Source organism: Arthrobacter silvisoli (assembly GCF_003369445.1).
In the GTDB taxonomy this organism is placed as follows: domain Bacteria; phylum Actinomycetota; class Actinomycetes; order Actinomycetales; family Micrococcaceae; genus Arthrobacter; species Arthrobacter silvisoli.
Genome location: NZ_QRCU01000030.1, coordinates 1 through 11,708, shown reverse-complemented (window position 1 = coordinate 11,708; position 11,708 = coordinate 1). Strand labels below are relative to the sequence as shown.

General features: G+C 66.8%; 11 protein-coding genes. 7 read left to right on the top strand and 4 right to left on the bottom strand.

Annotated elements, in window-relative coordinates; translation table 11 throughout:
• The 3 genes from DWV11_RS07280 to DWV11_RS07270 all read right to left on the bottom strand — a co-directional run.
• Window positions 1-81, bottom strand: an 81-nt coding sequence (locus DWV11_RS07280; protein ID WP_115787978.1) for an NAD-dependent epimerase/dehydratase family protein, incomplete at its 3' end; no start/stop codon positions are given.
• Between the two features lie 25 nt (window positions 82-106).
• Window positions 107-1,147, bottom strand: a complete 1,041-nt coding sequence (locus tag DWV11_RS07275; RefSeq protein WP_115788221.1) for a LacI family DNA-binding transcriptional regulator — start codon at window positions 1,145-1,147, stop codon at window positions 107-109.
• Window position 1,148: 1 nt separating this feature from the next.
• The gene (locus DWV11_RS07270; RefSeq protein ID WP_115788220.1) at window positions 1,149-2,381 is read right to left on the bottom strand and encodes a Gfo/Idh/MocA family protein; all 1,233 of its coding nucleotides are present in this window, start codon (window positions 2,379-2,381) and stop codon (window positions 1,149-1,151) included.
• 191 nt (window positions 2,382-2,572) lie between these two features.
• Here DWV11_RS07270 and DWV11_RS07265 point away from each other — a divergent pair, with 191 nt between their 5' ends.
• From DWV11_RS07265 to aroQ, 6 genes are all read left to right on the top strand, one after another.
• The gene (locus DWV11_RS07265; protein WP_210725681.1) at window positions 2,573-3,532 is read left to right on the top strand and encodes a carbohydrate ABC transporter permease; all 960 of its coding nucleotides are present in this window, start codon (window positions 2,573-2,575) and stop codon (window positions 3,530-3,532) included.
• 9 nt (window positions 3,533-3,541) lie between these two features.
• Entirely contained in the window at window positions 3,542-4,492 is a 951-nt protein-coding gene (locus tag DWV11_RS07260) for a carbohydrate ABC transporter permease (protein WP_115788219.1), read from the top strand.
• A gap of 64 nt (window positions 4,493-4,556) precedes the next feature.
• The gene (locus DWV11_RS07255; RefSeq protein ID WP_115788218.1) at window positions 4,557-5,909 is read left to right on the top strand and encodes an ABC transporter substrate-binding protein; all 1,353 of its coding nucleotides are present in this window, start codon (window positions 4,557-4,559) and stop codon (window positions 5,907-5,909) included.
• Between the two features lie 74 nt (window positions 5,910-5,983).
• The gene (locus DWV11_RS07250) at window positions 5,984-8,179 is read left to right on the top strand and encodes an alpha-galactosidase (RefSeq protein ID WP_115788217.1); all 2,196 of its coding nucleotides are present in this window, start codon (window positions 5,984-5,986) and stop codon (window positions 8,177-8,179) included.
• A gap of 95 nt (window positions 8,180-8,274) precedes the next feature.
• Window positions 8,275-8,589 (top strand): hypothetical protein, encoded by a 315-nt coding sequence (locus DWV11_RS07245; protein WP_115788216.1) that lies wholly within the window; start codon window positions 8,275-8,277, stop codon window positions 8,587-8,589.
• A 140-nt stretch (window positions 8,590-8,729) separates the two neighbouring features.
• Window positions 8,730-9,194, top strand: coding sequence for a type II 3-dehydroquinate dehydratase (gene aroQ / locus DWV11_RS07240; protein ID WP_115788215.1), 465 nt, complete (start codon window positions 8,730-8,732; stop codon window positions 9,192-9,194).
• Window positions 9,195-9,210: 16 nt separating this feature from the next.
• Here aroQ and DWV11_RS07235 read toward each other — a convergent pair whose 3' ends face one another.
• Window positions 9,211-10,395 carry a MarP family serine protease gene (locus tag DWV11_RS07235; RefSeq protein ID WP_115788222.1) on the bottom strand — a complete coding sequence of 395 codons (1,185 nt, stop codon included), beginning with the start codon at window positions 10,393-10,395 and terminating at the stop codon, window positions 9,211-9,213.
• 226 nt (window positions 10,396-10,621) lie between these two features.
• On the opposite strand from DWV11_RS07235, the gene DWV11_RS07230 reads away from it, so the two are divergent.
• Window positions 10,622-11,299 (top strand): Crp/Fnr family transcriptional regulator, encoded by a 678-nt coding sequence (locus tag DWV11_RS07230; protein ID WP_013602309.1) that lies wholly within the window; start codon window positions 10,622-10,624, stop codon window positions 11,297-11,299.
• Window positions 11,300-11,708 lie beyond the last annotated feature (409 nt).

Below are 11,708 nucleotides of genomic sequence, written 5' to 3'. Positions count from 1 at the left end.
GACCTCATGGCCGGACTCCAGCAGGGACAGGACCGTATGCGAACCGATATAGCCCGTGCCACCGGTAACAAGAATTCTCATGGCTTCCTTCGAGGGGAGGTGGGGTTCAAGACTTGTGGTCTTCGCAGCCGCAGGAACGCCGCAGGACCAGATCGCAGTCGAACACTTGCGTGCGCGGCGGCTCGTCCCGCCCCGTTCCGATGATGGCCCGGACTCCGGCCTCTGCCATTTGCTGGATCGGCTGGCGGACGGTGCTCAGCGGCGGCCAGGAAAACTCGGATTCTTCCGAGCCGTCGAATGACATGACAGCGACGTCCTCCGGAACCCGGAGACCGGCTTCGTGCAGCGCCCGCAGGAAGCCCACGGCCTGTTCATCGGACGTAATGAAGACCGCAGTGGGGCGGTCCGGAACGGCCAGGAACCTCCGCCCGGCGTCGTACCCCCCGGCCCGGTCGAAGGAACAGCGGAAGACCCGCCCCTCGGAGGCGCCCATGCCCCTGAGCGCCTCCCGCCAGCCGAATTCGCGGCCGTCAAGGGTATTGCCCGTGACGAAGCCTTGGACCAGGGCGATGTCGCGATGTCCATGGCTGGCCAGGTGTTCCACCGCCCGCCGGGAACTGCCCACGAATTCGGGGCCGATCGCATCGACTTCCAAGGGGTATTCGGAGAAATTGAGCAAGACTGTCCTGATGCCCCGGCCCTCCAGTTCGCTGACCTCGGGGCGGTGGTTCACCACCGAGCAGAGGAACACCCCGTCCACCTGCCTGTCCGCAAAATTGCTGAGGTGGCGCCGTTCCACGGTGAGCGAGTCCCGGGAATCGCCCAGCAGCATTGCGTAGCCCGCCTCCTCCGCGGCCTTTTCGACTGCCTGGGCCAGGCTGGCGAAAAAGGGGCTGCCGATCTTCGGCACCACCATGCCCAGGATGCGCGATGACCCCATCTTCAGCGCCCGCGCGGTGACATTGGGGCGGTAGCCGAGCGCCGCGATGGCCTGCCGGACCTTCTCCTGCGTGGCCGGGGCCACGTTCTTCGGCCCGCCGTTGACCACGTAGCTCACGACGGCGGTGCTGACGCCCGCGAGGCGGGCGACGTCCTTGCGCGTGACGACGGGACGGGCGGAAGCGGAGAGGTCCGGCATAGCCAACATCCTAGTTGCGGACAACTTCCCCCTGCGCGGCGGCGAGGCTTGCCGGGGCGTCGCCGAAGTCCCGGATGGCCAGGCGTTCGCCGCCGCGCAAGGCCGACTGGTGGGCCACGATTCCGGGCAGGGTGTAGCGGGCGGCTTCCCAGGCGTTGACCGGCGGTAGCGTTCCCGTCGCCACGGCGGTCACGAAGTCGTCCACCAGGAAGCTGTGGCTGCCTTCGTGCCCGCTGGGCAGGGCCCGCAGTTCCTCGGGCAGGCGGGAGGGATCGTGCACCGGAGCCAGGCCCGAGACGAAGGCGTCCCGCAGCGCGGGATCGACGTCCGCCAGCGAAGGATCGTCCAGCGGGAGGCTGGGCAGGGTGTCGATCTGCCCGCTGACGTCGGTGACGCCTTCCTTGTCCTGCCAGACGGCGGTTTCCACGATCTGCTCGAAGCTGCCCTCAGTGCCGAAGTACCGGAAGCGGCTCTCGCGCAGATGGGACGGGTAGCCGACGCGACGGAACTCGTTGATGCGGACGCTGCCGCCGCCGTCGAGCTCGAAGAGTGCCGTGGCGTTGGAGAAGTCGTTGTCGAACATGCTGACGTCCTTGTCGAAGACGCCGTCGCCGCGTTCGTCCCGGACGCCGATGCAGCTCACGCTGGTGAGGTGCCCGCCGATGCCGCCGAGCACGCCGCCCACCGAGTGGGTGGGGTAGAGCATGGGCGGGTAGCTGGCAGTCTTGTGCCAGTCCTCGCCGCCGCTGTACTGGTAGGCGGCGTAGAAGCCGAGGTCCATGTCGTGGACATAATCGCCTTCGGCGTAGAAGATGCGGCCGAAGGCGCCGGCGTCCTTTTGTTGCCGCGCGTAGATCGTGGCGGGGTTGTAGTAGCTGGTCTCGCCCATCATGTAGGTCAGGCCGGTCTCGCGGACGGCCTCGATGATGGCCGCGATCTCTTCCTCGCTGATGGCCATCGGCACGGCGGAGTAGACGTGCTTTCCGGCGCGGAGTGCCTGGACCACAAGGGGGCCGTGCGTCCAGCGCTGGGTAAAGATGGCGACGGCGTCGACGTCACTGGCAAGCATCTCCTCGAAGCCGGCGAAGGTGCCTGCGAGCTGCTGGCGCTCCACCAGCGCGGAAGCCCGCTCCGGCAGTACGTCGGTGACATACACCTCCGAGACGAGGGGGTGTGCATTGAACAGCTTGGTGAACTGGCCGGAAAACTGGCCTGCACCTACCACGCCGAGTGAAAACGTCATTGTCTGGCTCCTCCTTGGGCCCTAGCGGTGTTGGATGCAAACGAGTCTTTCAGCGCGATCTACTCGAGTCAACAAAAACGAAAGAAACAAAAGAAATTCTCACAAAATTTCACAAAATCTCTTGACCGCCCAAAATCTACTCGTGTAGATTCGCTGCAGTTGTTAGTCACGTCACACCTGAAAGGTCGAAGATGACCACGCTCACCAAACAGCCCGATCCGGGGCTCTCGGCCGGTGGGCCGCAGAAGTTGCGGAAACGGGGAAAGCCTGCCGCGGACTTCCGTGGCACGGGCGACCTCAAGACCGCCCTCTTCTTCATTGCCCCGGCCATGCTCGGCTTCGTGCTCTTCTACCTGGTCCCCACCATCCGCGGGATCTACCTGAGCTTCACGGAGTACAGCATCCTCGGCGACCCGGAATGGATCGGCACCAGGAACTACGAACGCATCGCCAAGGACCCGCTGTTCTGGAACGCCCTCGGCGTCACCAGCCAGTACGTCATCATCAACATCGCATTGCAGACGATCCTCGCCCTGGGCATCGCCCTCCTGATGCACCGGGTTGCGAAGTCCACGTTCGTCCGCGGGGCGCTGCTGATGCCGTACCTAATGGCAAACGTCATCGCGGCCTTGCTGTGGTTCTGGATGCTCGATTACCAGATCGGCATCGTCAACCAGCTCATCGAATGGCTTGGGATGCCCCGCGTGGCCTTCTTCGGCAGTGAACAATGGGCCATCCCCACCCAGGCGCTGATCAACACCTGGCGCCACATGGGGTACACGGCCCTGCTGATCTTCGCCGGCCTGCAGGCCATCCCCAACAACGTGTACGAGGCCGCCAGCATCGATGGTTCCAAGGCCGTCAGCACCTTCTGGCGGATCACCCTTCCCCTGCTGCGCCCTGTGCTCGTGCTGGTCCTGGTGGTCACCGTGATCGGTTCCTTCCAGGTCTTCGACACCGTGGCCGTCACCACTGCCGGCGGTCCGGTCAACGCCACCCGCGTGCTGCAGTTCTACATCTACCAGCGCGCCTTCAACGAACAGGACTTCGGCTACGGCTCGGCCCTGGCCGTCATCCTCTTCCTCATCCTCGCCCTCGTGGCCTTCATCCAGATGAAGTTCCTCCGCGGCAACCAGTCGGACCTGGACTAAGGACACCCCATGACCACCACCGCCACCCGCCCGGCCGACAACCGCCGTCGACCGTTCGCGAAGAACCGCGCTGCCACCGGGAACCGCCCCTTCAACTGGCGCCGCACCACCGCCTGGGTCCTGCTCGGCGTGGCCATCGCCGTCAGCGTCCTGCCCTTCTACTGGGTGCTCCGCACGGCGCTGTCCACCAACGGTTCACTCGCCGCGAACTCCGCCAGCCTGCTCCCGGCCGATTTCAACCTCGGCGCCTTCAAGCGCGTCTTCGGCCTGCAGACCGCGGCGGAAGCCATCGCTGAAGGCGGTTCGGGCGCATCCATCAACTTCTGGCAGTACCTCTGGAACTCGCTGCTGTTCTCCAGCATCACCACAGCCGGGGCCGTCTTCTTCAGCTCGATGGCCGCCTACGCCTTCGCCCGGCTGCGCTGGAAGGGCCGCGACGGCGTCTTCTCCCTGTTCCTGGGCACCATGCTGGTCCCGCCGATCTTCACCGCGTTGCCGAACTTCCTGCTCGTGAAGAACCTGGGCCTGCTCAACTCGATGCTCGGCATGGTGCTGCCGTATCTGTTCATGACCCCCTTCGCAATCTTCTTCATGCGCCAGTTCTTCCTGAACATGTCCCGCGAAGTCGAAGAGGCAGCCATGATCGACGGCGCCAAGCACTGGCGGATCTTCTTCCAGATCGTCATGCCTAACGCCGCCGCCCCCATCGCCACCCTCGCGCTGCTGACCTTCATGGGCCAGTGGAACGAGTACTTCTGGCCGCTGTTGGTGGGCACCACCGAAGAAAGCCGCGTGCTCACGGTAGGCCTGGGCGTCTTCAAGTCCCAGGCACCCCAAGGCGCCCCCGACTGGTCCGGCCTGATGGCCGCCACGCTCGTGTCCGCCACGCCGGTACTGATCCTCTTCGCCATCTTCGGCAAGAAGATCGTCAACTCCATCGGCTTCAACGGCAGCAAATAGCTTTCCCTCCCCAACCCGACACCCATCCCCACCCGGCCCACGGCCGTCCCCGAAAGGACCCACCATGATCAATAAGAAGGCAATCGGCGCCGTCGCCGTCGCTGCTGCCGCAGCACTGGCACTCTCCGCCTGCGGCAGCGGAAGCAGCGGCGGCGGGGAATCCGCCAAGGGCGAGATCAGCTACTGGCTGTGGGACGCCAACCAGCTCCCTGCCTACCAGCAGTGCGCCACGGACTTCCACAAGGCCAACCCGGACATCACCGTGAAGATCACCCAGACCGGCTGGGACGACTACTGGGGCAAGATCACCAACGGCATGGCCTCCGGCACCGCACCGGACGTGTTCACCGACCACCTTGCCAAGTACCCGGACTTCATCAAGACCAAGCAACTCCTGGCCCTGGACGACGCAGTCGCCAACGACAAGGTGGACCTCAGCCAGTACAACGACGGCCTCGCGGACCTGTGGGTCGGCCAGGACGGCAAGCGCTACGGCCTGCCCAAGGACTGGGACACCATTGCGCTGTTCTACAACAAGAAAATGGCGGCCGACGCCGGACTCACCCCCGAGCAGATGGGCTCGCTGAGCTGGAACGCGCAGGACGGCGGCAGCTACGAAAAGGCCATCGCCCACCTGACGGTGGACAAGAGCGGCAAGCGCGGCGACGAACCCGGCTTCGACAAGAACAACGTGGCCGTCTACGGCCTGGGCCTGGAATCCTCCGGGGCCGGCATGGGCCAGACCCAGTGGAGCTTCCTCACCGCAACCACCGGCTGGACCCACACCGACAAGAACCCCTGGGGCACGCACTTCAACTACGACGACAAGAAGTTCCAGGACACCATCGCCTGGTGGGCCTCACTGGCCGAGAAGGGCTACATGCCCAAGCTTGAAACCACCGTTGGCGCCAACGCCGCGGACAACTTCGGCGCCGGCAAGGCAGCCATCAACACCTCCGGTTCGTGGATGATCGGCCAGTACTCCGGCTACAAGGGCATCGAGCTGGGCATCGCCCCGACCCCGAGCGGTGCTGACGGCAAGCGCGCCTCGATGTTCAACGGCCTGGCCGACTCCATCTGGGCCGGCACCAAGAAGAAGGACGCCTCCATCAAGTGGGTGGAGTACCTCGGCTCCGCAGCCTGCCAGGACGTGGTTGCGTCCAAGGCTGTCGTTTTCCCTGCGGTGAAGGTCTCCTCGGACAAGGCCGCGGCTGCGTTCAAGGCCAAGGGCGTGGACGTCAGCGCCTTCACCCAGCACGTCAAGGACAAGACCACTTTCCTGTTCCCCATCACGGACAACGCTGCCAAGATCGAAGGCATCATGAAGCCTGCCATGGACGGGGTGGTTGCCGGTAAGTCTCCGGCCAGTTCCCTGAGTGCGGCGAACGGGCAGGTCAACGCCCTCTTCGCCAAGTAAGACCCCTGGGGCCCGGGAACGGCCGGGCCCCAGGCAGTAATCCAGAGCACGCACCACCTGAAAGAGACGCCCCCATGGACACCCTGCACCTCCGCTCCTCCGGTACGAGCCTCCTGCTCGCTTTCCACACCGGTGAGGCCCAGATAGTCCATTGGGGCGCCGATCTCGGCGAAGCCCTGCCGGACCTGGGGCTCCTCGCCGCACCGGTTCCGCACTCGGCCCTCGACACCCCGGTGATCGGCGGCCTGCTCCCCCAGGCCTCGTCGGGCTGGCTCGGCCGGCCCGGTCTGCGCGGGCAGCGCTCCGAGGCCGGCGTCCCCGGCTTCGCGTTCTCCCCCGCCCTGCGGGTGGTGTCCGCAGAACACGACGGCGGGAACACCGCCGTCGTGCTCCAGGCCGATCCGGAAGCCGGCATCGAAGTCCGCACCACCATCCGCCTGAACCGCGGCGGCCTCCTCGAACTCAGCCACACCCTCACGAACACCGGCGAAACGCCGTACCAGCTCGACGAACTCGGCCTGGTGCTCCCAGTCCCGGGCAACGCCGTCGAACTCCTGGACCTCACCGGCCGCTGGTGCCGCGAAAACCACCCCCAGCGCCACCGCATCGCGCAGGGCACCTGGGTGCGTTCGGGCCGGCACGGCCGCACCGGCCACGATTCGTCGCTGCTGGTGGCCGCCGGCACGGAGGGCTTCGGCAACCGTTCGGGCCGGGTCTGGGCCGTGCACTTCGGCTGGTCCGGAAACCACGAACAGTACCTCGACACGATCGGCGACGGCCGCCGCATGCTCGGCGCCGCCGAGTTGCTCGGCTCCGGGGAGCTCGTCCTCGCGCCGGGCGCGGAGTACACCACCCCGGTGCTCTACGCCGCCTACTCGGACCACGGCCTGGACGGTGTCACAGAACGCTTCTACGACTGGTTCCGCGCCCGCCCGCAGCACGTGGCCACCCAGGGCTCCGCGGGCGGTTCGGGCAAGGCCCGCCCGGTGGTCCTGAACACTTGGGAAGCGGTCTACTTCGACCACCGGATCGAGCCGCTCATTGAGCTGGCCGAGTCCGCGGCAGAGCTGGGCGTGGAGCGTTTCGTGCTCGACGACGGCTGGTTCCGCGGGCGCCGCGGCGACCACGCGGGCCTGGGCGACTGGTACGTGGACGAGACCGTGTGGCCCGAAGGCCTCACCCCGCTGATCGACGCCGTCACCTCCCGCGGGATGGAGTTCGGTCTGTGGGTCGAGCCGGAGATGGTCAACCTGGATTCCGACATTGCCCGGGCCCATCCGGAGTGGGTCGTCGGCCCGGCCGCGGCCTCGCACAAGGACGGCGGCCGCCTGCCGCTCGAATGGCGGAACCAGCACATCATCGACCTCGCCAACCCGCAGGCCTGGCAGTACATCTACGACCGCATCGATGCCCTGCTGAGCGAAAACAACATCGCCTACCTCAAGTGGGACCAGAACCGGGACCTCACCGAGCACGGCCACCGCGGCCGGCCCTCAGTGCACGAACAGACCCTCGCCGCCTACCGGCTCTTCGACGCGCTGAAGGCCGCGCACCCGCAGGTGGAGATCGAGTCCTGCTCGTCCGGCGGGGCCCGCGTGGACCTGGGCATCCTGCAGCGCACGGACCGCGTGTGGGCCTCCGACTGCAACGACGCCCTGGAACGCCAGACCATCCAGCGCTGGACCCAGGCGGTCCTGCCGCCCGAACTCGTCGGCGCCCACGTCGGGCCCACCCAGTCCCACACGACCGGCCGCATGCACAGCATCTCCTTCCGGGCCATCACGGCGCTGTTCGGGCACTTCGGCATGGAGTGGGACATCCGCCAGGCCACCGAGCATGACCGGGCCGTGCTGCGGCGCGCGATCACGATCTACAAGGAGCACCGTGGTTTGCTGCACTCCGGGGTCCGGGTCAATGCGGATCTCGGCGAGCCGAAGCTGCGCTTGCACGGCGTGGTGGCGCAGGACCGCTCGGAGGCCCTGTACGCCGCCGTCGTCCTGGCCTCGCTCGCGGCCGAGATGCCCGGGCGGGTGGGCCTGCCCGGCCTTGACCCGGAGCGTACGTACCGGGTGGAGGCCGTCATGCCGACGTCGGAGGACCTGCCGACCGCCGCGGACAGCGACGCCGACAGCCCGTTCGTGCAGATCGCGCCTCCCGCATGGCTCGACGGCGGCCTGACCGCCAGCGGCCGCTTCCTCGCCGAGGTGGGCCTGCCACTGCCCGTCCTGCGGCCTGAGCACGCCCTGCTGCTGAAGGTCACCATGGCCTAGCTTCCACCCCGCGTTGGCCTGGTTACCCCACCACGTCCTCCCTGCCCGGCAAGGCGTACCCTGTGTGTTAAGTCCTTCAGCGTTTGGAGGCTGCCATGGACACTGAATACGCCACCGTCAGTGGCCACGACGTCACGACTATCACCTGCGTCTGCGGCAACACCGTCAGCAAGGACGGACTGATCCAGGCAAACTCCAGGGGCATACCGATCTATGCAGGCGACGACGTTCCCGCAGGCCTGGCGCCGTGGCCGGCAGATGAGGATCTCTACACGCTCTGCCCGGCATGCGGGCGGGTCTACAGCGATGCCGCGGTGGAGGAGACCGGCAAGGCCCCGGTGGCTTTCAGGGTGGATGTGGCCTCAGGGCCGATCGCCGAGGCCATCAAGGTGCATTGGAACAATTCGTAGGCGAGCAGGAACCGACCGGCTGCGCCCGGCCCTCCGCTGCCCCGATGGCGGCCGTTGCGCGGCTTTGCGAGGCCTGCTCTACGTCCTTTGGAGCACGTAAAGAACGCAGAGCGGGCCCCGCGACACGATAGATTGCAAGCATGACTGACGCTCCTTCCGCCACTGCTGCCGGCCGCACCATCCTTGTCCTGAACGGTCCCAACCTGAACCTGCTGGGGACGCGCGAGCCCGAAAAGTACGGCACCTCCACCTTGGCCGACGTCGAACAGATCGCCATGGACGCGGCCGCCGCGCACGGTTTCACGGTGGATTGCGTCCAGTCCAACCACGAAGGCGACCTCCTGGACGCCATCCACGCAGCCCGCGGCACCGCCGCCGGAATCGTCATCAACGCCGGCGCCTACACGCACACGTCAGTGGCACTGCGTGACGCCCTGGCCGCCGTCGAACTTCCCGCCGTCGAGGTGCACATCACCAATGTGCACAAGCGCGAGGAGTTCCGGCACCACTCTTACCTGTCCCCGGTCTGCACTGCAGTGATTGTCGGTGCAGGAGTGCAGGGCTACAAGCTGGCCATCGATTTCCTGGCCGGCGCGGTTTCCTAGCGCAATTTCCCGGAGGCTACTTCCGCGTGCATTGCCCGGGCGAGACCGCCGCGCTCAGCGACGGCGCCTTGGCAGCCACCGGGGCAAGGTCCTCCATCGTCAGCGCGTAGCCGACCGCCACGTCAGAGGTGGTCTTGGCGAAAATGACGCCGGCCACCCGGCCCTGCTGGGACAGCAGCGGCCCGCCCGAGTTGCCCGGCTGCACATCGCCGGCAAGCTTATAGACCTGCTCCGGCGCCGGGTTGTTGCCGTAGATATCCGGCACGAGAAGCGTGGACACACCCTGGACGGCAGCCGGCTTGGCCTGGAACGGGCCGCCGTGCGGGTACCCGGCGAAGGCGGCCGAAGTACCCGCGGGAAGGTCCGGCCCCAGTTGCAGCGGTGCGGTGGGAAGGCCCTCAACCGCGACGACGGCGAGGTCCCGCCTGCTGTCGAAATACACCACCCGGCCTGGCATCGCACCGCCGTCGGGCAGTTCCACCACAGGTTGCTGGACGCCGGCCACCACGTGGGCGTTGGTCACGACGCGCCCGGGCGACACAACGAAACCGGTGCCCGTCTGGTTCTGGCCGCACTGGTAAGCGGTACCGGCGATCTTCAGCACCGAACGCGCGGCGTTGTTCAGCGCAGGGGTGTCGGTGCTGGCGTCGGGAACGGGCACCGGGGCCACCGGGCCGATCCCCTCGATGATCGTGGGAATCCCGTTCCCCATCACTGCCGAACGCAACTGCGCGACGGCGGACTTGACCGGATTGGGGGTCAGTGCATCGATGGAGCGGATCACCTTGGAGTCCGCCAACTGCTGCGAAACGAACGGGACACCCAGCGCCGCGATGCTGACCGAAAGCATGGACATCACCAGCGCAGCGACCGCCACGCTGGCGAAGCCGCCCAGCAGGCGGTCCAGGGCGTGCAGCGGCTGGATCCGCACGGCCTGGCGGATCCGGTGGCCCACCCAGGTGCCCAGGCCGTGGCCCAGCACGATCAGCACGAGCGCGGTGGCAATGATGGCGGTGAGCCGCCATCCGCTGTCCGGTACCCAGTTGCCCACCAGGGGAACGGAGACGACGGCGGCCATCGCCCCGGCAGCGAAGCCCGCCACCCCGCCCAGCGTCACCAGGAAGCCGTTGCGCAGGCCATAGATCAAGTAGGAAAGGAGCGTCAGAATCAACGCCAGATCCAGGATGGTCAAGCCGAACACCAATGCTCCTCACAGCCGGGGTAAGCCCCAATTGTAAATGGGCACCCTGACACCCAGCCGGGAGTCCGGACCCCGCGGCGGTCCGTGGCATCCCTCACGAAGCGGGCCGTTTTCGGTGGAATCCGCTGTATTTCGGGCGTTTCGGCTGCCAAGTACGTCACAGAGCCCGGAAAATTCTGGAACAATGACTGAAGCGCCATTGCCGAACTTTTACTCAGGAGAATTCATGGACATCGAGGTACTGCGCCGCGCACCCCTCTTCGCGACCCTTGACGACGACGCCTTCCGGCTGCTCACGGACGAGCTGACCGAAGTGGACCTTTCCCGCGGGGCTTCGGTGTTCCGCGAAGGCGACCAGGGTGACCAGCTCTACTTCATCGTGTCCGGCAAGGTGAAGCTCGGCCGTACCTCCCCCGATGGCCGCGAGTCCCTGCTGGCCATCCTCGGCCCGGGCGAACTCTTCGGCGAAATGGCCCTCTTCGATCCCAGCCCGCGCACCGCCACGGCCACCGCCGTTTCGGAAACCCGCCTGGCCGGCCTGAAGAACGAAAGCCTCAACACGCTGCTGCGCACCCGCCCGGAGGTCTCCGCCCAGCTCCTGCAGGCATTGGCCCGCCGCCTGCGCCGCACCAACGACTCCCTCTCCGACCTCGTCTTCTCCGACGTCCCCGGCCGCGTGGCCAAGGCCCTGCTGGACCTCGCGGACCGCTTCGGCCGCCCCGCCACCGACGGCGTCCTCGTAGCCCACGAGCTCACCCAGGAAGAACTGGCCCAGCTGGTCGGCGCTTCCCGCGAAACCGTGAACAAGGCCCTCGCCGAGTTCGTCCAGCGCGGCTGGCTCCGCCTGGAAGCCCGCGCGGTCGTCATCCTGGACATGCAGCGCCTGCGCCAGCGCTCCCGCTAAGTCTCACAACGAAGGCCGGCTCCGATGACTCGGAACCGGCCTTTCTTGTGCCCACCTTAGCTGGGTCACCTTGGGCGGCGGAGACGGCCCTTCCGCGTCGCTTAGACACGGCCGGTAGGCGACGCTTCGGTCGCTGGGCGAGCTACGCGACGCGATCGACCGCCATGCGCTCCTTTCGGAAGGACCGCCGTCCGCCATGTTGCTCAGCCGAGTGCCTGCTGACCCCAGCGGAACGGGACGACCGGCAAGCAGGCTGCGGGCCTCCGCAGAGGAGCGCATCGCGATGCATGGGGTGCCGGAGGTCGCTCAGCGACCGCAGGGGCCCCTTTGCATCGTGTCTAAGCGACTGTGAGGATTTCCGTGGCTGGTCTGGGACTGGCTGGCAGAGTGGGTCCTGGCCGTTCCACCC